Source organism: Actinomycetospora sp. TBRC 11914 (genome assembly GCF_012933465.1).
Taxonomy (GTDB): Bacteria; Actinomycetota; Actinomycetes; order Mycobacteriales; family Pseudonocardiaceae; genus Actinomycetospora.
In genome coordinates, this window is record NZ_JABBND010000016.1 from 154,113 (window position 1) to 177,900 (window position 23,788).

A 23,788-nucleotide genomic window follows, 5' to 3' on the forward strand; every position below is an offset into this window, starting at 1 on the left:
TTGCGCCCCGACCCGGTGAGACCAACGGCCCGATCGGGTGAAGGTCACGGCCAGATCACAAAAAAGACGGATCGGGCCGTGCACAGACGACGACGGGCCGGCACCCGCGCGGGACGTCGTGTCCCGTGGGGTGCCGGCCCGTGGTCGGCGTGGGGCGGAGGCCCCGTGACCGTCAGGTCACAGCGGCAGCCCGGCGTCCGGCGTGGACGACAGCAGCGACACGTGGATGTTGTTGAGCAGCTTGTTGTCGTCGAGCACGTGGCAGACGTTGACCGGCACGGCCACGTTGTCGCCGCCGGCGACGTCCGCGAGGGCCCCGCCCTTCGTCGCGCTGAACTGCTTGACGCCGTTGTCGCAGGACGTCGACTTGTCGTGGTCCCACGAGCCGTGGTGGCCGTGGCTGTGGCTGTGGCCGTCGTCCCAGTTGTGGCCGCCGTCGCCCGGGTCGTCGCCCGCGAAGGCGGCGCCCGTCATGGAGCCGAGGCCGGCACCGACGATGGCGGTCGCCAGGACGGTCTTGCGCAACATCGACACGATCTTCTCTCCAGGGGTCCCAGGTGTTCCGGACCCGCGCACGGATCCGACTGTCACGAGGGCCCCAACGGGGCCGTCCGGGGCAGGTCACGGCCGCCGGCGATACTTCATTCGTTCGAGCGGTTCGAGCTGTACGGACTCAAGCATTAGGCCGAATGCCCTAACGGGTGACCCGCCGGACCACCCCGACGACGACCGACGCCAGCTCGCTCCCCGCGTCCTCCTGGAGGAAGTGGCCCGCCCCGCGCAGGACCGCGTGGCCGGGATCGTCACCTCCACCCGCCCCGGCCCCGCGCACGTGCTCGCGCAGCGCGGGCGCCATCGGGCCGGTGATCGGGTCGGAGTCGGAGAACGCCACGACGAAGGGCCGGGGGTAGTCGGCCAGGGCCGCCCATGCCGCCCGGTTGGCCTCGGTCTCCGGGTCGTCGGGGCGCGTGGGGACCAGCAGCGGCATCGCCCGCGGGCCCGCCTTGTACGACTCGTCGGGGAAGGGGGCGTCGTAGGCCGCGCGGGCGCCCGGGGTGAGGCCGCGGGCGCACCCGGCGGCGACGAGACGCCCGACGTCGAGGGTCTCGGCCCGTTCCACGGCGCGGCGGAAGCGCCACCACGGCTCGGGCATGTCGGTGTCGCCGGTCGGCAGCCCGGTGTTGGCCGCGACGACCGCCCGGAAGCGCTCGGGCGCCGACGCCACCAGCCGCAGCCCGATCAGCCCGCCCCAGTCCTGCCCGAGGAGGACGAGGTCGTCGAGACCCAGGCCCTCGAACACGGTCTCGCGCACCCACTCGACGTGGCGGGCGTAGGAGTGGTCGGCGACCTCGGCGGGCTTGTCCGAGCGCCCGAAGCCCACGAGGTCGACCGCGACCGCCCGCACCCCGGCGCCGGCCAGCGCGTCGAGGACGTGGCGGTACAGGTAGGACCACGTCGGCTCGCCGTGGAGCAGCAGCACCGTCGGGCCGGCGTCGGGACCGTCCGGCCCGATCCCGTAGGTGGCCACCCGGAGCCGCTCCGGGCCGCCGTCGGGATCGGCGACCTCGACGTGGCGGGGAGGATGGCCGAAGCCCTCGAGGTCGGAGAACCGCTCGTCCGGGGTCCGCAGCACGCGCACGGGTCGAGCGTGCCAGCCGCGGGCCGCCCGCGCTCCCGGAGACCCGGGCGGGCGTCCCCGAACGGCCTGGTCACCCCGTCACCCCTAGGGTGGGCCGCCCGTACGTGATCACCCGCAGGAGACCCGGAGGCCGACCGTGGCCCAGGACATCGTCCCGATCACCCTCGCGCTCACCGACGGGGACCTGGTCACCCTCTGGGCTCCGCGCTGGCGCGAGGACGGCGAGGAGTGGGAGGCGTTCCTCGGCGACGACGACCACGTCTTCGCCTTCGCCGACGCCGCCGACCTCGCGGCGTGGATCCGCACGAGCGACGCCGACGGGACCCCGCACGACCTCGCCGACCACCCCGCGTGGGCGGTGGTCGGTGGCCTGTCGGTCGACGAGCTGACCCCCGAGGACATCCAGCGCTACGACGTGATCGGCGCCCCCGAGCTCGTCGCCGACGAGCCCGACACCTGGTCGGTCGACGACCTCGCCGAGATCACCGCGATGGTCCGGTCGCTCGCCGACGTGTGCGACCTGACCGCGGTCACCGGGATCCTCGACTCCACCCCGGCGTTCGCCGCCCTGGGCCACGGCGTGGCGGCCTTCGGCGGGCGGGACGGCGCCGCGCTGTGGACCGAGCTCGCGGACGTCGTGGCCGAGCGCTGGGACGACGTGCTCGACGCCCTCGACGCCCTGGTCCGCGTGCCCGAGGTCGACGCCGAGCTGGCCGCGAAGCTGCGGGCGACGGCGACCCCGCCCGAGGAGGGCGACCTCGACGCGGCCACCGACGACACCGCCGGCGACACCGGGGACGAGGACGCCCCGCACTCGGGCAGCCGGGAGGACGCCGAGAACCTCCCCGCCGACCCGGAGGCGGTCGCCACCGACCCGCAGGACTCCGCGGTCGCCGGCCCGCTCGCCGACGCTCCCGACGACGTCCGCGCCGACACGGCGGGCGAGTCGCTGCGCAGCGACCTCGTCGACGCCGACGAGGAGCCGGCACCCGGGTTCTGGGAGGAGGTGGGGATCGACCCCATCTCGATCCTGTCGAACGAGGGCGAGGTCGTCACCCTGCGCTGCTTCCTCGACGACGAGCCGGTCTTCCTCGGCCGCGACGGGCGCATCGACGTCTTCCCCAGCGCCCGCGCCCTGCGCACCTGGATCGCCGGTGACGGCGCCGACGGCCACGACCTCGCCGAGGTGTCGACCTGGTCCGACGTGATGACGGCGGCCGTGGGCGGCGACCTGGAGATCGAGGTCGCCCCGGAGAACACCTACGTGCTGCCCGGGCTCGCCGAGGACCTGCTCGAGGGGCCCGAGGCGGTGGACCCCGGCCAGCTCGAGCTCGCCGTCGAACTGCTCCTCGACGCCGCCGACTGGGCGGGCGACGAGACGACCCGCGACGCGCTCGCCCCGTCGGAGGCGCTCGGGTGGTTGGTCTCGTTCGTCCTGCGCCCCGACCCCAACCGGCTCACCCCGTCACCGCCCTTCCAGCGCGAATCCACCCGCTGGCGTGAGCTCGAGGACCGATTCCTGGGGCGTCTGCGCCATCCGTGACCCGTGTGACGGACGGGGCATCCGGTCGCCTCCTGTTGCCAGGGGCGCGTCCGAACGGGTCATCCGCCCTGGCTAGCCTGCCGGTGCGACGAGTCGGGGTCGACCTCATCGCCACCCCGAACCCGGACCTGGCCGTCCCCGCAGAGAGTGGGCTCCGCGTGATCGACACGAACCAGACCATGTCCTTCGATCGGATGCGCAGCATGCTCGTCCGGGCCGCGGAGGTCAGGGACAGCGAGCAGCAGCAGATCTTCGACTCGCTCGACGAGATCCACGGCCGGCTCGCCGCGCTCGACGCCCTCGGCGCCATGCGCAAGCGGCTCGCCGAGGTGCCGGACCGCACCGAGATGAGCGTGCTCGCCGAGCGGCTGGACGAGACGGTCGCGAAGCTCGACGCGCAGGACTCCGCGGTCTCGTCGCTGGCGCGCCTGGTCGAGGGCCTCGTGGACCGGGTGGCCGACCGGCTCGCCACGCCGTTCGCCCAGCTCGACGGCCGGCTCGACGGCGTCGCGGGGCGCTTCGAGGGTGTGGCCGGGCGCATGGACGGCCTCGAGGACCGCATCGCCGGGCTGCACAAGCGCCTCGACGACCTCGACAACCGCCTCGACCGCCACGAGATGCGCCTCGACCAGCTCCCGGCCTCGATCACCGGCCCGATGCGCGAGCGGCTCGAGTCGACCGAGGCGTCGCTGCGCGGGCAGCTCGAGGAGACCTCGCAGGCGCTCGCCGCCACGACGCGCTCGCTCTCCGAGGAGATCTCGGGATCGCGCGAGGCGGCGCGGACCGACGCCGAGGCGCTGCGCGGGCGGTCCGACGAGGGCCTGCGCGACCTCACCGGCCGGCTCGAGGCGCTGACCGACCGGCTCGACGGTGTCGGCGCCCGCGTCGAGGGCGTCGAGAACTCGCTCACCGGCCGCGTGGACCACGTGCACGGCAGCGTGACCGCCGCCGTCGAGGGGCTGGACACCGCGCTGTCGGGCAAGGTCGAGGGGGTCGAGCGCAGCGTCGCCGGCCTGCAGGCGCGCGTCGACGGCGTCGAGTCCGCCCTCTCCGACCGGGTCTCCACGGTGGCGTCCTCGCTCGAGGCCTCCCTGGACAAGCTGGACGGCACCCTGGTCAACCGGCCCGACCACGAGGCCGTCGTCGCGCTGGTCAACCGCTCCAACGAGGAGTCCGAGCGCCGCCAGGCCGGCCAGCTCGACGAGGCGCTGTCGACCTTCGCCGAGATCATCCTGGGCTCGGGCGGCCAGCAGCAGGGCCCCGCGCCGCGCCCGGCCGCCCGCCGCAGCTCCCGCAAGCCCGCCCTGACCGCGGGGCCCAGCCTCAACGGCCACGAGCACCCCGCCGACGACGAGGGCGCGGACGCCTGAGTCCCCGCGCACGCGCCGAGGGCCCGTCCACCCGACACCGGGTGGGCGGGCCCTCGTCGTCGCGGGGCGGGAGCTGGCTAGTGTCGGTGCCCGATGTCCGCGTCGCTGCGCCTCCCGCTCGCCGTCGTCGTCAGCACGGTGCTGCTGCTCCTCGGCGCGCTCACCGGCGCCGCGAGCGCCTCGGCCGCCCCCGCCGCGCAGGCGTGCCCCGGCGTGGCCGCGCCCGCACCGCCGGTCGACGAGTCCGAGGCCCCGCAGCCGGGGCAGTCCGCCCCGGCGCCGCTGCCCGTGCCCGCCCGTCCCGTCGGGGGCGACGCGATGGGGACGTGCGGCACCGTCGTCCCGAGCGGCGCCCCGGCCCCGCCCGCGGTGGGCGTGCAGTCCTACGTCGTCGCCGACCTCGACTCCGGGGCCGTGCTCGCGGCCCGCGTCCCCCACGCCCGGCTGCGCCCCGCCTCGCTGCTCAAGACCCTGACCGGCCTGCTCGTCGCGCAGGACCTGCCGATGGACCAGGTCGTCGTCGGCACCCAGGACGACGCGAACCAGGAGGGCACGCGGGTCGGGATCGGGCCGCGCGGGCAGTACACGGTCCGCCAGCTGCTCGACGGCATGCTCATGGCCTCCGGCAACGACATCGCGCACGCGCTCGCGCTGCGGCTCACCGGCTCCGTCCCGGCCACCGTCGCCCTCATGAACCGCACCGCCACCCAGATCGGGGCGCTGGACACCCGGGCCGCGACGCCGTCGGGGCTCGACGGGCCGGGCCAGTCCTCGTCGGCCTACGACCTCGCCAGCATCTTCCGGCTCGGCATGCAGCACGAGCCGTTCGCGACGGCGGTCGGCACCCGGCAGATCACGCTGCCCGGCTGGGGGCCGAACCCGCCGTTCGCGGTGGACAACGACAACAAGCTGCTCGGCGCCTACCCCGGCGCCATCGGCGGCAAGACCGGGTTCACCGACGACGCCCGCCACACCTACATCGGCGCGGCCCAGCGCGACGGCCGCCGGCTCGTCGTCGTCCTCATGCACGGCGAGCAGCAGCCCGTGCTCATGTACAAGCAGGGCGAGGCGCTGCTCGACTACGGGTTCTCGCTGCCCCGGGGCGCGTCCGTCGGGCAGCTCACCGCGCCCCCGCCCGGGACGGCCCTGGGATCGACGGCGGCGGCCGCGTCGCCGGCCGGCACCGCCGCGGCCGACGACGGCGCCGCCTCCCCGACCACCGGCACCACGAACTGGGAGACGCCGGTCGCGATCGGCGCCGTCGTCGTGCTCGGCCTGGTCGTCCTCGCCGCCCGCGCCCGCCGCCGCTCCCGCTGAGGACTCAGCGGCGGTTCCGCCGCATCCCGTTGACGCCGAGGATGCTCCCGACGACGCCGAGCACGGCCCCGGCGCCGAGCAGACCGGCCGTCGCCCCCACGCCCGGCGAGCGGCCGACCGTGACCGCGGGCCGTACGACGACCGGCGCGGGCTCGGGGATCTCCTCACGCTCGTTCTCCTTCATCGTGGCCGCCCAGGCGGTGACGAAGAGGATGAACCGCGAGACGAAGTTGGCGAACACCAGCAGCCCGATGATGGGGCCGAACGCGGCGCCGGCCGGCGAGTTGGTGACGCTCGCGATGTAGACCGTCATGACCTGCTGGAGCACGACGAACCCGACCGAGGCGAGGATCGCGGCGCGGCCGGCCGAGCGCAGCGTCACCGGCTCGCGCGGCAGCCGCGCGATCACCCAGAGGAAGACCAGCCAGTTCGCGGCGAGCGTGACGACGATGCCCGCGATCGTCAGGAGCACCTGCACCCAGGCCTGGCCCTCCAGGCCGAGCGCGCGGGCGATGCCGTGCGAGGCGCCGGTCGCGACCGCGGTGATCGCGAAGGAGAGCGCGAGGGCGACGCCCAGGCCGATCATGGCGACGAGGTCGCCGCCGTAGCGCTTGAGCAGCGCCGGCGGGTCGTCGCGCTGGTCCCACTGCTCGGAGAGGGCCTCGCGCAGGTTCGCCATCCAGCCGAGCCCGGAGTACAGCGCGCCGAGCAGGCCGAGGATCCCGACGGCGCCGCGCTGCTCGATCGCCTGCTGGATGACCTTGTTGAGCAGCTCGCCGAGCCCGGGCGGGGCGGCGTTCGTGATGCCCGTCGAGAGCTGGTTGAGCAGGTCCTGGTTGTTCGCCAGCACGAACCCCGCGGCGGCGAACGCGATCATCAGCAGCGGGACCAGCGCGAGGATCGAGAAGTACGTGATGGCCGCGGCGTAGTGGTCGCCGTGCTTCTCGGTGTAGCGCCCGCCGGCCCGCACGAGGTGGTCGAGCCACGGGTGGCGCGCCTTGAGCTGCTCGAACTTCGACGACGGCTCCGCGGTGCCCTCGCTGGTGCCGTCGGCCCTGGTGTCGACGGTGCTGGTGGTCATGGCGCGCTCGCCCCTCTCGCCGCCCCCGGGATTCCCGGCGGACGTGGTCCCCGACGAGGTACTGCTACCCGCGGACCCGGGACGTCACGCCGAGCCGACCTCAGCCGGTGTACGGCGCCGGGTCGAAGCGGGCGTTGCGCTCGCGGAAGGAGCGCGCCGAGCCCGGCCAGAGCAGCGTCAACCGCCCGCTGGTCTCGTCGAGGTACCAGCTGCGGCACCCGCCCGCGAGCCACACGGTGCCGCGGGCGGCGGCGTCGACGTCGCGGACGTAGTCCCGCTCGGCGGCCGCGGTGACCTCCAGCGGCCCCCCGGCCCGGGCGAGGTGGTCCAGCGCGCCCAGGACGTACTCGATCTGGGTCTCGATCATGTAGATCGCGGAGTTGTGCCCGAGGCTCGCGTTCGGCCCGTCGAGCACGAACATGTTGGGGAAGCCGTGCACGCTGGTCGACGCGAAGGCGGTCATCCCGCCCGCCCAGTGGTCGGCGAGGGTGCCCCGGCGGCCCTGGACCCGGGGCGCGTAGGGCTGCCGCGCGGCGTGGAAGCCGGTGGCCAGGACGAGCGCGTCGAGGTCGTGGCGGGCGCCGGAGGCCGCGACGGCGGTGCGCCCCTCGACGCGGGCGAGCGCCGAGCCCTCGAGCTCGACGTCGTCGCGGGCGAGCGCCGGGTAGAGCTCGTCGGAGAGCACGATGCGCTTGCAGCCGATCTCGTAGCCGGGCGCGAGGCGGGCGCGCAGACCGGGGTCGTCGATCTGCTCGTGCAGGTGGCGCCGCGCCCGTTCCCGCAGCTCGTCGATCGCCGGCCGCACCCGCCGCCGGGCGTCGACGGCGCGCTCGGCGTCGTCGAAGATCTCTTCGCGGAGCGCCCGGGCGGCCTCGGGGTGCCGGGCGAGCCGACGGCGCTCGCCGGCGGAGTACGGCCGGTCGCCGCGCGGGACCACCCAGGTCGGGGTCCGCTGGAAGACGACGAGCTCCGCGGCCCGCTCGGCCAGCCGCGGGATCACCTGGGCCGCGGACGCCCCGGTCCCGACGACGCCGACCCGGAGCCCGTCGAGCGCGACGTCGTCGTCCCAGCGCGAGGTGTGCATGACCGGACCGGGGAAGTCGGCGAGGCCCTCGACGTCGGGGATGCGCGGCTCGGTCAGGCGGCCCGCCGCGAGGACGAGGACACGGGCCCACCAGGTGCCCGCCGTCGTCGTCACCTCCCAGCGGCCGTGCGGCGCCGACCAGCGGGTGCGGACCATCTCGGCGCCGTAGCGCACGTGCGGCTCGACGCCCTCCTCGACGGCGGCGCGGCGCAGGTAGTCGTGGATCTCCTCGCCCGGGGCGAACACGCGCGACCACTCCGGCGCCGGGCGGAACGAGTACGAGTAGAGGTGCGAGGGGACGTCGCAGGAGACCCCGGGGTAGCGGTTGTCCCGCCAGGTCCCGCCGACGTCGCCGGCCCGCTCGAGGACGACGAAGTCGGCGCCGCGGCGCGCGAGCCGGATCGCCAGGCCCAGCCCGGCGAAGCCCGCGCCGACGATCGCGACGTCGACGCGCCCGTCGCCGTCGCTCACGACGGGCGCCCCACCGTGACGCGCTCGGCCGGGACCTCCCCGTAGAGCGTGGTCCGCTGGCGCACCGGCCGGCCGAGCGCGGCGGCGATCGCGGTGACGTCGTCCGCGGTCAGCACCCGGCCCGCCTCGGGCCCAGCGTCGGGGTCGAGGGCCCCGTCGAGCAGGAGCCCGCCGAGGTCGTCGGCGCCCCCGCGCAGCACGTCGAGCACCGTGGCGCGGTCGAGCTTGGGCCACGCGGCCTGGACGTGGTCGATCCGGCCGTGCAGCAGGAGGCGGGCGACGGCGTGCAGGGCGCGGGTCTCCCGCCGTGACGCGCCGCGGACCCGGCCGACGAGACCGTCGGGCACGTCGACCAGCGGCATCGCGATGAGCTCGGTGAACCCGCCGGTCCGGTCCTGGACCGCGGCGAGGGCCCGGAGGTGGGCGACCTGCTGGGCGGGGGTCTCGACGTGGCCGTAGACGATCGTGGCGGTCGAGCGCAGCCCCACCTCGTGGGCCGTGGTGACCAGTTCGATCCACCGGGCGGCGGAGATGTCGGTGCCGCCGGTGAGCAGGCGCCGCACGTCGTCGTCGAGGATGCGGGCGGCGGTGCCGGGCACCGAGCCGAGGCCCGCCTCGCGCGCCGCCTCGAGGAACTCCCGCGGCGTCAGGCCCGCACGGGCGGCGGCCTGGGCGACCTCGGCCGGGCGGAAGGCGTGCAGGTGCAGCGGCTGTCGCGCGGTGATGCGGCGGACCAGCTCCAGCGGGGCGTCCGGGCCGGCGTCCTCCGGGACCGGGCCCTGCACGCAGACCTCGGTCGCGCCGAGCTCGAAGGCCTCGTCGACCAGGGCGTCGAGGTGGTCGGGCTCGGCGACGAGGGTCGGGGCGAGGTTGCGGTTCACGACGACGGTCAGCGCCGAGCCCACGGTGTCGCGGCGCAGCGAGTCCGCGAGCGCGCAGAGCGCCTCGAGCTCGTCGTCGGTGGCCCCGAGCAGCTCGACGTAGCCCTCGTCGGGCAGGCCGGCGGGGTCGCGCTCGGCGGCCGACAGGCGCGACCGGACGGCGGCGGGGGCCGGGGCCGGGGCGGTCACCGCGCCCCCACCCGGTCGCGGGACGCCACCAGCCCGTCCGCCCCGGCGAGCGCCTCGACGGCGGGGGCGACGGCCGGGTCGATCCAGTCCGGGTCCCCGACGTAGCGCGGGTAGACGGTGAGCCGCGGCCGCAGCGCGAACCCGGCGCCGGCGGTGACCGCGGCGAGGTCGTCGAGGCCGGGCCACGGGCGCTCGGGGTTGACGTGGTCCGGCGTCACCGGGGAGACGCCGCCCCAGTCGTCGATGCCGGCGCGGAGCAGCAGGGCCTGGTCGTCATGGGCGCTGTGGGCGGTGGCGCCGTCCCCCAGCTCACCCGCCAGGTTCGGCGGCGCCTGGACGCTCACGCCGAGCGGCATGAGCAGGCGCGCGACGGCCACCGCCGCGACGAACTCGTCGAACTCGGCGTCCGGCTCGCCGCGCATCGCGGTGTCCGGTTTGGCCCGGAAGTTCTGCACGATCACCTCCTGGAGGTGGCCGTGCTCCTCGGCGAGGCGGGCGAGCGCGAGCAGCGACTCGGCCCGGTCGCGCCGGGTCTCGCCGATCCCGACGAGGATGCCGCTGGTGAACGGCACGCGGGCCCGGCCGGCGTCGGCGAGCGCGCGCAGCCGCACCGCGGGGTCCTTGTCCGGCGAGCCGAAGTGGGCCCCGCCCGGCGCGATCAGCAGCGAGGACGTCGACTCGAGCATCATCCCCATCGAGGGCGCGACGGGGCGCAGCGCGGCGAGCTCCTCGGGGCTCATGACCCCCGGGTTGAGGTGGGGCAGCAGCCCGGTCTCGGTGAGCACCGCCTGGGCGCCCGCCCGGACGTAGTCGATCGTCGAGACGTAGCCGCGCGCGTCGAGCCACTCCCGCGCGGCGCGCCAGCGGGCCTCCGGCCGGTCGCCGAGGGTGAAGAGCACCTCGGTGCAGCCCTGGGCGGCGCCGTCGCGGGCGATGTCGAGGACCTCGTCGAGCTCCAGGAACGCCGCTGGCAGCCGGCCCGGCACGGTGGCGAAGGTGCAGTAGTGGCACCGGTCGCGGCAGAGCCGGGTGAGCGGGACGAACACCTTGGGGCTGTAGGTCACCACGCCGGGGCGCCCCTGCTCGGCGAGGTGGTCGTCGCGACGGGCGGCGGCGCGGGCGAGCAGGTCGTCGAGCCGCGGGCCCCGGGCGGAGAGCAGGTCGACGAGCGTGTCGGCGTCGGCCACGTGATCAGCCACGGCCCGAACGTACGCCCGGGTCGGCGGGGGCGGCCACGTCCGGCGAACCCGCCCGGGGCAGCCGCACCGTCACCGTCGTCCCCTCGCCCGGCGTGCTGTCGACCGTCACCGTGCCCGCCATCGCCTCCGCCAGCCCGCGGACCAGCGCCAGCCCGAGGCCGGTGCCGGCGTCGTCGGCCCCGTCGAGCTGGGCGAACGGCTCGAAGAGCCGGGGAACCAGCGCGGCCGGGATGCCGGGGCCGCCGTCGCGGACCGCGAGGACGGCCGCGTCGGGGTCGGGCGCGTCGGGGTCGGGTGCGTCGGGGTCGGGCGCGTCGGGGTCGGGCGCGTCGGGGTCGGGCGCGGACTCCACCCGCACCCAGCCGTCGACGTGGTTGTGCCGCACCCCGTTGGTGACGAGGTTGATGAGGACCTGCCGCACCCGGCGGGGGTCGGCGCAGGCCGCCGGGCCGCCGGTGACCGGCAGGTCGGTGCCCAGCCGGATCCCGCGGCGCGCGGCCACCGGCTCGAGCAGGTCGAGCACCTCGTGGACCAGCGGCCCCAGGTCGACCGTGCCCGGCGCCAGCGGCAGCGCCCGCGCCTCGATCCGGGCGAGGTCGAGGACGTCCCCGACCAGGTCGAGCACGTGGCGCGCCGCGGCGTCGATGTGACCGAGCGCCGCCTCCCGGCGCGCGGGCGGCAGCTCGAGGGTGCCGAGGATCTCCGAGAACCCGATGATCGCCTGCAGCGGTGTCCGCAGCTCGTGGCTCAGCGTCGAGAGCAGCTCCGACTTGGCCCGGCTCGCGTCCTCGGCGACCCGCGCGGCCAGCTCGGCCTCGCGCCGCGCGTCCCGGTCGCGCTGCGCCGCCCGCCGCGCGGTGACGTCGACGACGTTGAGGCTCACGTAGCGCCCCTGCCCGCCGCCCACGACGGAGGCCGTCAGCGCGGCCTCGACGGTCCGCCCGTCGCCGCGCACCAGCGCCACCTCGAGCGGCTCGGCCGGTGCGGTCCCGGCCGCGAGGTCGCGCAGCAGCAGGCGGGCACCGAGCCGGTCGTCGGGGCGCAGCACGGTGTCGAGGTCGGCGGCGAGCAGCGCCGCCGCCGGGTGGCCCACCATCGCGGCGAGCGCGTCGTTGACCTTGAGGAACCGCCCCCCGAGGTCGGTGAGCGCCATCCCGACGGCGTTGTCCTCGAACGCCCGGCGGAACCGCTCCTCGCTCTCGGCGAGGGCGCCGTAGAGCCGGTCGTGCTCCAGCGCCACCGCCGCGAGGTCGGTGAACCGCGCGACGAGACGGCGCTCGCGGGCGTCCGGGCGGTGCGGGCGCGCGTGGTAGACCGCGAACGTGCCCAGGACGCCGTCGTGCCCGCGGATCGGGCTCGACCAGCACGAGCCGAGCCCGTGCGGCAGCGCCAGCGTGCGGAACCGGTCCCACCGCGCGTCGGCCGCGATGTCCTCGGCGACGACGGCCTCGTCGAGGTAGGCCGCGGTGCCGCACGACCCGGCGTCGTCGCCGATGGCCAGCCCGTCGATCGCGGCGGAGTACGCGGCGGGCAGCGACGGGGCGGCGCCGTGGTGCAGGGTGCCGCGGGCCTGGTCGAGCACCAGCACCGAGCAGCGGCTGCCCGGGATGAGCTCCTCGAGGGCGAGCGTGACCGCGCCGAGCACCTCCCCGCGGCCGGCCCCGCCCGCCAGGAGCTCCAGGATCCGGTGCTGGCGGTCGAGCAGCCCGGCGGTGTCGGCCGCGCCGAGCGCCTCCTGCGGTGCGTGCGCCTGGGTGGTCACGGGTCGAGCTGGTAGCCCACGCCGCGCACGGTGCGGATCCGCGGCCGGGCCTCCGGGTCGAGGCCGAGCTTGCCGCGCAGCCGGTGGACGTGCTCGGTCACGGTCGCCTCGCCCTGCCAGCCCTCGCTGCGCCACACCTGCGCGAGGAGCTGGGCCCGGCTGAAGACCTGGCGGGGGTGGGCGACCAGGAAGGCGAGCAGGTCGAACTCGCGGGCGGTGAGCTCGACCGGCTCGCCGGCGACGGTGATCTCCCGCGCCGCGGCGTCGAGGGCCAGGTGCCCGCAGACGACCGCCGGGCCGGTGCCCGCGACGGGCCGGGTCCGGCGCAGCACCGACCGGACCCGCGCCGCCAGCTCGCCCGGCGAGAACGGCTTGACCAGGTAGTCGTCGGCGCCCAGGTCGAGGCCCACGATGCGGTCGGTCTCCCCGCTGCGGCCCGAGAGCACGATCACCGGTAGCGCCTCGGTGGCGGTTGCGCCGCGGACGCGGCGGAGGACGTCGAGGCCGCCGACACCGGGCATCGTCAGGTCGAGGACCACGAGGTCGGGCCGGTCGGCGTCGATCGCGGTGAGCGCCTCCTCGCCGTCGCCCGCCTGGTCGACCGCGAAGCCGTCCGACTCGAGCTGCCAGGACGCGAGGGTCCGCACGGCCTCGTCGTCGTCGACGACGAGCACCCTCGGTGCGCTCGGGTCCACGGCGACCCCCTCCCCGGTCACCGGGCATCGTGCCCGCGCCGTGACCCGGCCCACAAGGCCGTGTCCGGCCGAGCACGCTCCGTTGTGCGGCCGTTGAGGGGACGTTGTGGACGTTGTGAGGCGGATCACCCAAGGTGGGCGGGTGCCCGCCGCGCCGTCCGACCGTGTGCAGGACCCGTGTGTCCTCGACCGGGTCCGGGCGGCTGCGGCGACCGGCGGCGCCCGCTGCGCCGCTCCGTGCCGCTGGAGAACAGCACCGACCACGACCCCACGGTCAGGAGGCCCTTCGTGAAGCTCGCTCTCTACCTGCCGAACTTCCGCACGCAGATCACCGTCAAGGAGCTCGAGGACCTCACCGAGCTCGCCGAGGAGCTCGACTTCGACTCGGTCTGGACGCTCGACCGCATCATCGTCCCGGAGGCGTCGGACCGGGAGCAGCTGCAGTACACGTTCGGGATGATGGACGGGCTGCCGCACGCCCTGCCGGTGGAGTCGAGGGGCAACTGGCTGCAGGGCTTCCCGCTGATCCCGTGGCTCGCGGCGAAGACGTCGAAGGTGCGGATCGGGATGAGCATCATCGACACCCCGTTCCGAGCGCCCGGGGTCCTGGCCGCGGAGCTGGCCACGATCGACCACCTGTCGAACGGCCGGCTCAACGTCGGCGTCGGTTCCGGCTGGATGCCCGAGGAGTTCGCGGCCGCGAGCGCCGCGCACATCTTCCCGAAGCGCCACAAGCACGTGCGCGAGTCGATCGAGATCATGCAGGGCATCTGGGCCAACGAGCTCTTCGAGTACCACGGTGAGTTCGCCGACTTCGAGCCCGCGGGCTTCGGCGCGAAGCCGCTCCAGCAGCCGCGCCCGCCGATCTTCATGAGCGGCCTCAAGGACCCGCTGCGCTCGGCGAAGCGCATCACCAAGTACGACCTCGACGGCTGGATCGGGATCCAGGACTCGCCCGAGGGCCTCGCGAAGTGGCGGACGGCCATCGACGAGCAGTTCGAGGAGATCGGGAGCCCGAAGCGGTCGAAGGACCTCGAGATCTGCAGCATGATCTGGACGGTCATCACCGACGAGGAGGTCGACCAGACCGTCAACGGTGTCGCGTCGAACCTGCTGGTGGGCACCGAGAAGCAGCTCACCGACCGGCTCAAGGCCTACAAGGAGGCCGGGATGACGATGCCGCTCATCTGGCCGCCGTTCACCGACGTGCCGACGTCGAAGACGCTGGACGACCTCAAGCGGATCAAGAACGACATCATGCCGCAGGTCGAGGCCTCCTGATCCCGGCCTGACCGCATCCGGGCGGGCTGCCGCGACTGCTGGCAGCCTGCCCGGATGGTCCGGCTCCCCTCCGACGTCCGCGGCCGGGCCCTCGCCGCGCTCTGCGTCACCGAGATCACCAGCTGGGGGTCGCTCTACTACGCGTTCCCGGTGCTGCTCGGCCCGATCTCCGCCCAGACCGGCTGGTCGGCGACGGCGACCGTGGGCGCCTTCTCGACCGGGGCCGTGGTGTCCGCGCTCGCCGGGATCGGCGTGGGGCGGCTGATCGACGCCCGGGGCCCGCGACCCGTGATGACGACCGGATCGATCCTCGGGGTCGCCGCCCTGCTGGCGGTGGCCGCGGCGCCGTCGTTGCCGTGGTTCTACCTCGCGTGGGCACTCGCCGGGGTCGCGCAGGCCGCGACGTTCTACCCGCCGGCCTTCGCGGCGATCACCGGCTGGTACGGCGAGGACCGGCTGCGCCCGCTGACCACGGTGACGCTCGTGGCCGGGTTCGCGTCCACGGTGTTCGCGCCACTGACGGCGGCCCTGGTCTCCCACCTGACGTGGCGTGGCAGCTATGTGGTGCTCGCGCTGCTCCTCGGGGTGGTGACGATCCCGCTGCACCTGCTGCTGCTCACCCCGCCCTGGCGCCCGGCGGGCCGGAGCGAGGTCGAGGGGGCCGACGTCGTGCGGGCCCGGTCGGTGGTGCGCTCGGCCCGATTCGTGGCGCTGGCCGTGGTGATGACCGCGTCCGGGTTCGCCCTGTACGCCGCGACGATCAACCTGGTGCCGCTGCTCGTCGCGCGGGGCGCCTCGTTGTCGACGGCCGCGGTGGGGCTGGGGCTGGTCGGGGTCGGGCAGGTCTCCGGACGGCTGGTGTTCGGCCCGCTCGCGCGCGCGACGTCGCCGGGTGGGCGGGTGGCGCTCGTCGTGGTGGTGGGCGGGGTCGGCGTCGCCGTGCTCGGCCTGCTCCCCGGGCCGGTGGCGCTGCTCGTGGCGGTGGCCGTCGCGGCCGGGGCGGCGCGGGGGCTGCACACGCTGCTGCAGGCGTCCGCGGTCTCCGACCGCTGGGGCGTGGCGTCGTTCGGCCGGATCAACGGCGTGTTCTCCGCGCCGACGACGGTGGCCGTCGCCCTCGCCCCGGCCGGCGGGGTGGTGCTGGCCGGCCTGGTGGGCGGGTTCGGGGCGGCGTTCGTGGTGCTGGGCGCGGTGGCCGTGGTGGTCGGGGTGGTGGCGGTGCGGCTGTAGGTGTCGGCCCGGGCCCCCGACTGGGCTCCCATGGCTGTTGCGCGAACCGTGGAGGTCCACTCGGCCGCGCGGCGACCCGCCCACCCCACCGAGTGGGCTCCCATGGCTGCCGCGCGAACCGTGGAGGCCCACTCGGCCCCGCGGCGACCCGCCCACCCCCGCCGAGTGGGCTTGGAGACCCACTCGGCGACCGGCCTTCCACCCTGCCCCGCCGAGTGGGCTCGCATGGCAGCCGCGGGAACCCTGGACGTCCACTCGGCCCCGCGGCGCCCCGCCCACGCCCGCCGACTGGGCGCCCATGGCAGCCGCGGGAGCCCTCACCGTCCACTCGGCGACCGGATGGAGCCGAACCTCGCCGGGCCGCGTCGGAACGGCATGGAGACCTTCGACGATGGCCGACCCTTCCGCGGCTCCGAGGCGGTGGCGGCGGGGCGGATCACCCGCGGCGCGTTGCGCGGGCCGCATTTCCGGAAGCTCGGCGCCGACACCTACGTCCGCGCCGACGTCCCCGACGATCCCCGCCTCGCCGTCCACGCGGCGGCGGTCCGGGCCGGGCCCGACGCCGTGCTCACCGGGTGGTCCGCCTGCATCTGGTGGGAGTGCGACGTCCTCCCCTGGCCACCACCGCCCGTGGAGCTCGCCGCGCCGGACCGACGCCTTCGGGCGGCACCCGGCGTGACGGTCAACCGGGCCCGGATCCGTGACGACGACATCGTGGTGGAGGACGGCGTCCGGGTCACCACGCCGCTGCGGACGGCCTACGACCTCGCGGTCCGGGAAGACCTCGACACCGCCGTCGTGGCGGCCGACGGTCTCGGCCACCTCGGGAAGTTCTCGGCCTCCGACCTCACGGCGCTGGCCTCGGACCTGGGTCCACGACGCGGGTGCCGACGCGTTCCCGAGGTCGCCGCGCTGATGGACCCGAAGGCCGAGTCCCCCCAGGAGACCCGGGTCCGACTACGGCTCCTCCGCGCCCGGCTCCCGCACCCGATCACGCAGTACGAGGTGTGGGACGGGCCGTGGCAGGTCGCCCGCGTCGACTTCGCGTGGCCGGAACGGAAGCTCGCCCTCGAGTACGACGGCCGGGACCACACGACCGACGACCGGCGCGGCATCGACGTGGACCGCATCGACGAGCTGCGCCGGCTCGGGTGGACGGTGATCGTCGTGACGGGCCGCCAGTACCGGCGCCCGAGATGGATCGAGGGCCGGGTCCGCGAGGAGCTGGGGCTCTGACCGGGCCCGGGCCCCACCGAGTGGGCACCCACGGCTGCACCGGCGACCCTCAAGGCCCACTCGGTCAACGCCACGACCCCCGGGCCCCACCGAGTGGGCGCCTACAGCTGCCACGGCGACCATCAAGGCCCACTCGGCGCCGGTCAGTGCAGCAGCGCCCACACCCGGTCGCGGGTCATGGGCAACCGGTACGGCCGGACCCCGACGGCGTCGCGGATCGCGTTGGCGAGCGCCGGGGCCACCGGGTTGTAGGGCGACTCGCTCATCGACTTCGCGCCGTACGGCCCCAGCGCGTCGACGGTGTCGGCGAAGAACACCTCGGTGCGCGGGACGTCGGCGTACTGGGGCAGGTGGTAGTCGCGCAGCACGCGGGTGGTCACGCGCCCCGAGGAGTCGAGCCGGACCTCCTCGTACAGCGCCGTCCCGATGCCCTGGGCGACCCCGCCCTCGACCTGCCCGCGGCACTGCTGCGGGTTGACCACGACCCCGGCGTCGGCGGCGTGCACCGAGCGCAGGATCCGGACCTCGCCGGTGGCGGTGTCGACGGCCACGCGCACCGCGTGCACGTTGAACGCCACCGACCGGGGCGACCCGTCGTGCGAGCCCTCCCCCCGGGCGCCCGCGAGCTCCACCAGCCCGACCGTCGACCCGTCCGGCGCCACCACCCCGGACGGCCCCAGCCGGCACTCCTCCGGGGCCGCCCCCAGCCGGGCCGCGGCCTTCTCCCGCAGCTCGCGGGCCAGCGCCTCGGCCGCCCGCGCCACGGCCGTCCCCGCCACGACGGTGCCGGTGGACCCGAACGCGCCGGTGTCCAGCGCGACGGCGTCGGTGTCGGCGCCGGTCACGGCGACGCGGTCGAGCGGGGCGGCCAGCGTGGTCGCCGCGATCTGGGCGTGGACCGTCGCGGTCCCGTTGCCGAACTCGGCGGTCCCGACCCGCACCCGGAACGAACCGTCCGGCTCCACCGTGACCGAGGCCCGCGACCGGTGCCCGCGCGGCGGGATCGTCGCGATCATCGCCACCGCCATCCCCTGCCCCACCCGCCAGGAGGGGCCGTCCGGCACCGGGTCGCCGTCACGGGTCACCGCGGCCTGCGCGAGGTCCAGGCACTGCGGCAGGCCGTCGGAGCCGAAGCGCAGGTCGTCGGGGTGCTCGGTGGGGTCGTGGGAGGCGACGAACTCCTCGCCGGGCCGCACGACGGTCTGTCGTCGCAGGTCGAACGGGTCGATCCCCAGCTCGCGGGCGAGGTCGTCGAGGGCGGACTCGATCGCGAACTGCACCTGCCCGAGGCCGTAGCCGCGGAACGCGCCCGACGGGGGCGTCGTGGTGTACACCGCCTCGGCGTCGACCCGCTTGTTCGGGCACCGGTAGAGCGCCATCGACTCGTGGCAGCCGTGGAACATCACGCCCGGCGAGTGGTTGCCGTAGGCCCCGGCGTCGGAGAGCACGTCGATGGCCAGCGCGGTCAGCGCGCCGTCGGGGCCCGCGGCCGCGGTCACCGACACCCGCATGGGGTGGCGGGTCGGGGTCGCGGTGAGCGACTCGGTGCGGGTCAGCTCCCACTGCACCGGCCGCCCCGTGGCCAGGGCCGCCAGCGCCGTCAGGTCCTCGGTCAGCAGCTCCTGCTTCGAGCCGAACCCGCCACCGACGCGGGCCGAGAACACCCGCACCGAGTCCCGTGGCCGGTCGAGCAGCCGGGCGAGCTCGTCGCGCACGAGGAACGGCACCTGCGTCGAGGTCCGCACCACCAGCCGCCCGGCCCCGTCGACCCACGCCCGGCTGGCGTGGGTCTCCAGCGACGTCGGCGCGACCCGCCCGGTGTGCCACGTGCCCGTCACCACCGCCCCGCCCGCGGCGCGCGCGGCCGCGACCCCCGCCGCCACGTCGCCGACGCCGTCGTGGAGCGCGGCGACGACGTTGCGGGCCGGGTCGAGGATGCGGCTCTCCGGCCCCTTGTCGCCGTGGATCGCCGGGGCCTCCCGCGCGGTCTCGGGATCGAGCACCGGGTCCCGCGGCGCGTACTCGACGACGACGGCCCGCGCGCCCGCCTCCGCGGCCGCCAGGTCGATCCCGACGACGGCCGCGACCCGCTGGCCGTGGAAGCGGACGACGTCGTCGAGGACGCGGGTGTCGTCGGGGTCGTCGAGCCGGTTCTCGTGCCGGGCGGTCGAGAAGAGCGTCGCGGGGGTGTTCTCGTGGGTGAGCACGGCGAGCACGCCGGGGACCGCCGACGCCGCCGCGGTGTCGATCCGGACGATCCGCGCGTGGGCGTGGGGGCTGCGGACGACGACGAGGTGAGCGAGGTCGTCCGGCACCGGACCGTCCAGGGTGTAGGGCTCCGCGCCGCGCACGATCCGCGCCGACGCGGGCGCCGCGGCCGGGGTGCCGAGCGCCGGCCCGGAGCCGGGGACACCCGTCGTGACCCGTCCGTCGAGGGCGTCGGCGACGGCGCGGTAGCCGGTGCAGCGGCACAGGTTCCCCTGCAGCGTGCGGGGGCGGGCGGCGGGGTCGGCGAGCCGGTCGGCGAACGCGCTCGCCGTCGTCACCATGCCGGGCGTGCAGAAGCCGCACTGGAAGCCGGCGGCGTCGGCGAAGCGCCGGCCGACGTCGTCGGGCAGCCCGGCCGCCGTCGTCACCTCCGCGTCCGCGGCGCGGACCGCCGGGTAGAGGCAGGAGTGCACCGGCACGCCGTCGACCAGGACGGTGCAGGCGCCGCAGTCGCCGGCGTCGCAGCCCTTCTTGACCGCGTGGTGCCCGTGGTCGCGCAGGTAGGTCCGCAGGCACTGGCCGGGCCGCGGCGCGTCGGGCAGCGGGGTGCCGTCGACGCGGGTCACCGCAGCTCCGTCCGGATCTCCTCGGCGAGGTGGCGGGTCATCGCGTGGCGCCACTCGGGGGTGCCGTGGGGGTCGTCGAACCAGCCGCCGTGGGTGTGGGCGAGCGCGTCGAGGTCGGCGGCCAGCCCGTCGGCGTCTGGGAGGCCGGGCCGGCGCAGCACCGCGGGCCGGGGCAGCGCGGCGGTGACGGCGAGGGTGAACCCGCCGTCGTCGTCCCGGCGGCCGGCCAGGAGCACCGCGGAGCGCCCGAGCGGGGAGAGCGAGGCCTTGCGCAGCGCGGTGCGGCCGCGCAGCGCCGCGGCCGGGAGGTGCACCGAGCGCAGCAGCTCCCCCGGCGCGAGCGTCGTGCGCTGCGCGCCGACGACGAGGTCGGCGACGGGCTCGCGACGCTCCCGACCGGCCGGGTCCCAGATCACCGCGACCCCGTCCAGCGCCGCGGCCAGGGCGATCATCGGCCCGGCGGGCAGGGCGAGGCAGATGTTCCCGCCGACGGTCGCGACGTGCCAGATCTTGCGGGACCCGACGAGTGCCTCGCAGCACGCCGCGAGCAGGGGCAGCGCCGGCCAGTGGGGATGCGCGGCGGGGTCGAGGTCGGCGAGCTCGGCGAGGGTCGCGGTCGCCGCGACGGTGAGGCCGTCGTCGGCGACGGTGAGCGGGGGCCATCGGGTGGCGGTGAGGTCGACCATGCCACGCACGTGCGGCTGGGGCACCGAGAACAGGAAGGTGCCGCCGCCGAGCAGGACGCGGTCGGGGCCGAGTCCCGGCAGCAGCGCGCGGACCTCGTCGTCGCCGGCCGGCCGGTCGAGGGTCTCGACGGTGAGCTGGTCCATCGTCGGCTCCCGGTCAGTAGTGGACGCGGTCGGTCTTCGCGAGCCAGGCGTCGAAGGGGGCGCGCGGGTCGAGCTCGAGCCGGCCGCCCAGCGCCTCCACCCGCATCGGCCAGGTGCCGGGGTCGCGGGCGAAGAGCTCGTAGAACTCCCGGTCATCGAACCCGCCGCGGGCCGCGTCGTGGCGGTCGGCGGCGAACACCACCCGATCGAGCCGGGACCACAGCGACGCCGAGACGCACAGCGGGCAGGGCTCGCAGCTGGCATAGAGCACCGCGCCGGCCAGGGAGAAGTCGCCGCGGCGCCGGCAGGCCTCGCGGATCGCGGTGACCTCGGCGTGCGCGGTGGGGTCGAGGTCGCGGGTGACGCGGTTCTGGCCGCGGGCGAGCTCCTGCCCGTCGGCGACGATCACCGCGCCGAAGGGCCCGCCGCCGTCGGCGACGTTCTGCTGCGCGAGGGCGACGGCCGCGGCGAGCCAGGTCTCGTCGCTCACGACGCACCACCCGCGGCGACCTGGACGCGGGCCGCCTCGCGGTCGGCGGCCGCGTTGAGCGTGCCGCCGCGGCTCCCGGCGAGCTTGGCGGCGAGGTGCTCGCGGACGGTGGTCGGCGGATAGGGCGACGCCCCGGGCAGCGGCAGGGTCTCGACGACGGCGTCGAGGTCGCCGTCGTGGAAGAAGGCGGCGGACCGGCGTCGCCGGATCCGCCCGTCCTCGACCGGCGGCTTCACCCGGTGCAGCGTCGAGCGCCACCGGTCGCCGGTCAGCCGCGCGGTGAGGTCGCCCAGGTTGACCAGCAGCGCGCCCGGCGCCGGCAGCACGTCGTGCCACTCGGCGTCGTCGGGACCCAGGACCTGCAGCCCGGCGACGCGGTCCGCCCAGAGCACCGTGACGATGCCGTAGTCGGTGTGCTCGCCCATGCCGGTGAGGTCGGCGCCCTCCGGGAGGTCCTGCTCGGCCAGCGCGTAGTGGTTCATCCGCAGCACCTCGACGGGGTCGCGGGCGAGGTCCGCGAACGTCCGCCGGGGCACCCCGAGGGCGTCGGCGAACGCCGTCGTCAGCGTGCGGGCCACCCGCTGCGCCTCGGCGAACCAGGCCTCGACCCGCTCCCGGACGCCCGCGACGTCGGGCCAGCGATTGCCGTCGCCGCCGGTCGCCGGCCCGTCGGCCGCGGTCCCGACGTTGAACGCCTCGAAGAAGTCGTTCATCCGGGTGGCCTGCTCGACGCCGAGGCTCCGGCTCACCGACTCGCTGCGCGGCGGGCTGTACCCGCGGTTGGTGCCGCCGGTGACGACGAGGGCCTTCTTCGTCGCCATCGGCAGCGCGAAGACGTCGTCGACGGCGGACGCGAGGCCCGCGACGACGTCGTCGGGCACGCCGTGGCCCACGACCTGCACGAAGCCGACGGCGCGGCACGCGTCGTCGAGGGCGGCGGCCGTCCGCGCGCGGTCCTCGGGGGAACCGGCGGGGTCGACGTAGGGCGCGAGGTCGACGGTCGGGACGGTGAACATCGGCGGGCCTCCGTGGCGGATCGGGCGGTGGTCGGCCACGGTGCCGGTCCGGCGCCCACTCTAGGTCGCGGACGGGCGTCGAGTCAGTGGAGTGCGGCGGCCGCCGCACGCAGCTCGTCGAGGGCCCGGCGGGCGAGGGCGGGGTAGGTGGCCGCGTCATCGTCGGCGTCGACGTCGGTCCAGCGGGTGTAGCCGAGATGGAAGGCCTCGACGCCGAGGTCGGCCGCGAGCCGGGCGGTGGTGTCGGGGACGCCGCGGTCGCGCAGGGCCGCGGCCAGGGCCGCCGCGAGGCCGGCCCGCTTGAACGCCTCGCGCTCCCGCAGCTCGTCGTGGGCCGCGACGACCGCGCGGAGCCGGGGCCCGAACCCGCGCTGCTCGTCGGTGAAGCTCGCCGTCGCATGGTCGAGCGCCGCGGCGACGGCCTCGAGCGGAGTGGCGTCGGGGGGCGCCGCGGTGGCGCCCTCGGCGAGCAGGGTGCTGTGGGCCTCCTGCCCGGCGAAGAGGACCTCGCGCTTGTCGGGGAAGTGCCGGAAGAAGGTCGCCTTGGACAGGCCGGCCCGCGCCGCGATCTGGGCGACGGTGGTGTCGTCATAGCCCTGCTCGGCGAACAGGTCGATCGCGGCGCGCACCAGCCGCAGCCTCGGGTTCGGGTCCCAGCGCGCCACGGCCCCAGCCTAGTGATGAGTCTCGGTCTCGTCCTGGTGCTACGGTGATGAGACAGAGTCTCATCGAGCTTCCGGGAGTGCTGACATGCACGTCTTCGTCACCGGCGGTACCGGCACGATCGGCTCGGCCGTCGTGGCCGAACTGCTCGCCCACGGCCACACCGTGCGGGCGCTCGCCCGTTCCGAGGAGTCGGCGCGGCTCGTCGAGAAGGCCGGCGCCGAGGCACTGCGCGGAGCGGTCTCCGACCTCGACGTCCTGCGGGCCGGCGCCGCGGCGGCCGACGGGGTGGTCCACCTGGCGTTCGGCAGCGACTACTCGAGCGCCGAGGCGCTCGCGCGGTCGATCGCCGAGGACACCGCCGCCCTCGCCGCGCTGGGCGAGGAGCTCGTGGGGACCGACCGCCCGATCGCCGCGGTCTCGGGGACGCCCTGGATCCCGGGGCGCCCCGCCACCGAGTCCGACCCGCTGCCGACCGACGGCCCGGTCGGGGGTCGGGGCCGGGCGGTGAACGCGCTGCTCGCGCTGGCCGGGCGCGGGGTGCGTGCCACGGCCGTGCGCATGCCGCGGACAGTGCACCGCGACGGCGAGGGCGGGTTCGCCGGCCTGCTGACCGACCAGGCGCGCCGGAGCGGGGTGGCCGCGTACCCGGGCGACGGGACCCAGCGCTGGCCGGCCGTGCACGCGCTCGACGCCGCCGTCCTGTTCCGGCTGGCCCTGGAGTCCGCGCCCGCCGGGACGTCCTGGCACGCCGTGGCCGACGAGGGCGACGCGGTGCGCGACATCGCGGCGGTGATCGGCGACCGGCTCGGGCTGCCGGTCGCGTCCCGGCCGGTGGAGGACTTCGGCCCGTTCGGCCGGATCTTCGCCCTGGACCAGCCGGCGACGAGCGCCCACACCCGGGAGACCCTCGGGTGGACCCCGACCCATCCGGCCCTGCTGGAGGACCTGGGTGCGCTGCCGCGCTCGTGAGCACA

The 23,788-nt window shown here is 76.0% G+C and carries 20 protein-coding genes; 7 read left to right on the forward strand and 13 right to left on the reverse strand.

The genetic code is table 11. From position 1 onward, the window contains the following. Window positions 1–177: 177 nt before the first annotated feature. Both HH311_RS22650 and HH311_RS22655 read right to left on the reverse strand, forming a co-directional pair. Window positions 178–528: a hypothetical protein gene (locus HH311_RS22650; RefSeq protein WP_169185836.1), complete on the reverse strand. Its 351-nt coding sequence runs from the start codon at window positions 526–528 to the stop codon at window positions 178–180. 166 nt (window positions 529–694) lie between these two features. Next, the gene (locus tag HH311_RS22655; RefSeq protein WP_169185951.1) at window positions 695–1,639 is read right to left on the reverse strand and encodes a haloalkane dehalogenase; all 945 of its coding nucleotides are present in this window, start codon (window positions 1,637–1,639) and stop codon (window positions 695–697) included. A gap of 136 nt (window positions 1,640–1,775) precedes the next feature. Between HH311_RS22655 and HH311_RS22660 the strand changes: the two genes are divergently transcribed. From HH311_RS22660 to HH311_RS22670, 3 genes are all read left to right on the forward strand, one after another. Then, window positions 1,776–3,182 (forward strand): primosomal protein, encoded by a 1,407-nt coding sequence (locus HH311_RS22660; RefSeq protein WP_169185952.1) that lies wholly within the window; start codon window positions 1,776–1,778, stop codon window positions 3,180–3,182. A 179-nt stretch (window positions 3,183–3,361) separates the two neighbouring features. Further along, complete coding sequence (locus HH311_RS22665) at window positions 3,362–4,552, forward strand: PA containing protein (protein WP_211190639.1); 1,191 nt, start codon at window positions 3,362–3,364, stop codon at window positions 4,550–4,552. A 93-nt stretch (window positions 4,553–4,645) separates the two neighbouring features. Next, window positions 4,646–5,869, forward strand: coding sequence for a D-alanyl-D-alanine carboxypeptidase family protein (locus tag HH311_RS22670; protein WP_169185953.1), 1,224 nt, complete (start codon window positions 4,646–4,648; stop codon window positions 5,867–5,869). A gap of 4 nt (window positions 5,870–5,873) precedes the next feature. On the opposite strand, the gene yhjD is transcribed toward HH311_RS22670, so the two are convergent. The 6 genes from yhjD to HH311_RS22695 form a co-directional block, all read right to left on the reverse strand. Then, the gene (gene yhjD, locus HH311_RS22675; RefSeq protein ID WP_169185954.1) at window positions 5,874–6,950 is read right to left on the reverse strand and encodes an inner membrane protein YhjD; all 1,077 of its coding nucleotides are present in this window, start codon (window positions 6,948–6,950) and stop codon (window positions 5,874–5,876) included. A 100-nt stretch (window positions 6,951–7,050) separates the two neighbouring features. Further along, complete coding sequence (locus HH311_RS22680) at window positions 7,051–8,505, reverse strand: NAD(P)/FAD-dependent oxidoreductase (RefSeq protein ID WP_169185955.1); 1,455 nt, start codon at window positions 8,503–8,505, stop codon at window positions 7,051–7,053. Next, window positions 8,502–9,575: an FO synthase gene (locus HH311_RS32100; protein ID WP_312030333.1), complete on the reverse strand. Its 1,074-nt coding sequence runs from the start codon at window positions 9,573–9,575 to the stop codon at window positions 8,502–8,504. The genes HH311_RS22680 and HH311_RS32100 overlap by 4 nt, the downstream gene beginning before the upstream one ends. After that, a complete protein-coding gene (gene cofG / locus HH311_RS32105; protein ID WP_312030334.1) occupies window positions 9,572–10,774 on the reverse strand; it encodes a 7,8-didemethyl-8-hydroxy-5-deazariboflavin synthase CofG in 1,203 nt (400 codons plus the stop codon). The genes HH311_RS32100 and cofG overlap by 4 nt, the downstream gene beginning before the upstream one ends. Beyond that, entirely contained in the window at window positions 10,767–12,536 is a 1,770-nt protein-coding gene (locus HH311_RS22690; protein WP_169185956.1) for a GAF domain-containing sensor histidine kinase, read from the reverse strand. The genes cofG and HH311_RS22690 overlap by 8 nt, the downstream gene beginning before the upstream one ends. Next, window positions 12,533–13,231, reverse strand: a complete 699-nt coding sequence (locus tag HH311_RS22695; RefSeq protein ID WP_169185957.1) for a response regulator — start codon at window positions 13,229–13,231, stop codon at window positions 12,533–12,535. The genes HH311_RS22690 and HH311_RS22695 overlap by 4 nt, the downstream gene beginning before the upstream one ends. A 288-nt stretch (window positions 13,232–13,519) precedes the next feature. Between HH311_RS22695 and HH311_RS22700 the strand changes: the two genes are divergently transcribed. The 3 genes from HH311_RS22700 to HH311_RS22710 all read left to right on the forward strand — a co-directional run bounded on the left by HH311_RS22700 (window position 13,520) and on the right by HH311_RS22710 (window position 16,978). Further along, window positions 13,520–14,512 carry an LLM class flavin-dependent oxidoreductase gene (locus HH311_RS22700; RefSeq protein WP_169185958.1) on the forward strand — a complete coding sequence of 331 codons (993 nt, stop codon included), beginning with the start codon at window positions 13,520–13,522 and terminating at the stop codon, window positions 14,510–14,512. A 54-nt stretch (window positions 14,513–14,566) separates the two neighbouring features. Further along, window positions 14,567–15,742: an MFS transporter gene (locus HH311_RS22705; RefSeq protein ID WP_169185959.1), complete on the forward strand. Its 1,176-nt coding sequence runs from the start codon at window positions 14,567–14,569 to the stop codon at window positions 15,740–15,742. A 339-nt stretch (window positions 15,743–16,081) separates the two neighbouring features. Further along, entirely contained in the window at window positions 16,082–16,978 is an 897-nt protein-coding gene (locus tag HH311_RS22710) for a hypothetical protein (protein ID WP_169185960.1), read from the forward strand. A 143-nt stretch (window positions 16,979–17,121) separates the two neighbouring features. Here HH311_RS22710 and HH311_RS22715 read toward each other — a convergent pair whose 3' ends face one another. The 5 genes from HH311_RS22715 to HH311_RS22730 form a co-directional block, all read right to left on the reverse strand. Continuing rightward, entirely contained in the window at window positions 17,122–19,812 is a 2,691-nt protein-coding gene (locus HH311_RS22715) for a molybdopterin-dependent oxidoreductase (protein WP_169185961.1), read from the reverse strand. Further along, the gene (locus HH311_RS22720; RefSeq protein ID WP_169185962.1) at window positions 19,809–20,642 is read right to left on the reverse strand and encodes an FAD binding domain-containing protein; all 834 of its coding nucleotides are present in this window, start codon (window positions 20,640–20,642) and stop codon (window positions 19,809–19,811) included. The genes HH311_RS22715 and HH311_RS22720 overlap by 4 nt, the downstream gene beginning before the upstream one ends. 13 nt (window positions 20,643–20,655) lie before the next feature. Then, complete coding sequence (locus HH311_RS31080; RefSeq protein ID WP_312030335.1) at window positions 20,656–21,132, reverse strand: nucleoside deaminase; 477 nt, start codon at window positions 21,130–21,132, stop codon at window positions 20,656–20,658. Beyond that, complete coding sequence (locus tag HH311_RS31085) at window positions 21,129–22,148, reverse strand: isopenicillin N synthase family oxygenase (protein WP_211190640.1); 1,020 nt, start codon at window positions 22,146–22,148, stop codon at window positions 21,129–21,131. The genes HH311_RS31080 and HH311_RS31085 overlap by 4 nt, the downstream gene beginning before the upstream one ends. 83 nt (window positions 22,149–22,231) lie before the next feature. Continuing rightward, window positions 22,232–22,813, reverse strand: coding sequence for a TetR/AcrR family transcriptional regulator (locus tag HH311_RS22730; protein WP_169185963.1), 582 nt, complete (start codon window positions 22,811–22,813; stop codon window positions 22,232–22,234). A gap of 85 nt (window positions 22,814–22,898) precedes the next feature. Between HH311_RS22730 and HH311_RS22735 the strand changes: the two genes are divergently transcribed. Next, window positions 22,899–23,783 (forward strand): SDR family oxidoreductase, encoded by an 885-nt coding sequence (locus tag HH311_RS22735; RefSeq protein ID WP_169185964.1) that lies wholly within the window; start codon window positions 22,899–22,901, stop codon window positions 23,781–23,783. Window positions 23,784–23,788: the final 5 nt, after the last annotated feature.

Coding starts and splice junctions, on each gene's coding strand:
- HH311_RS22650 (WP_169185836.1), bottom strand. CDS start 528: ATGTTGCGCAAGACCGTCCTGGCGACCGCCATCGTCGGTGCCGGCCTC.
- HH311_RS22665 (WP_211190639.1), top strand. CDS start 3,362: ATGTCCTTCGATCGGATGCGCAGCATGCTCGTCCGGGCCGCGGAGGTC.
- HH311_RS22670 (WP_169185953.1), top strand. CDS start 4,646: ATGTCCGCGTCGCTGCGCCTCCCGCTCGCCGTCGTCGTCAGCACGGTG.
- yhjD (WP_169185954.1), bottom strand. CDS start 6,950: ATGACCACCAGCACCGTCGACACCAGGGCCGACGGCACCAGCGAGGGC.
- HH311_RS22705 (WP_169185959.1), top strand. CDS start 14,567: ATGGTCCGGCTCCCCTCCGACGTCCGCGGCCGGGCCCTCGCCGCGCTC.
- HH311_RS22710 (WP_169185960.1), top strand. CDS start 16,082: ATGGAGCCGAACCTCGCCGGGCCGCGTCGGAACGGCATGGAGACCTTC.
- HH311_RS22720 (WP_169185962.1), bottom strand. CDS start 20,642: ATGGACCAGCTCACCGTCGAGACCCTCGACCGGCCGGCCGGCGACGAC.
- HH311_RS31085 (WP_211190640.1), bottom strand. CDS start 22,148: ATGTTCACCGTCCCGACCGTCGACCTCGCGCCCTACGTCGACCCCGCC.
- HH311_RS22735 (WP_169185964.1), top strand. CDS start 22,899: ATGCACGTCTTCGTCACCGGCGGTACCGGCACGATCGGCTCGGCCGTC.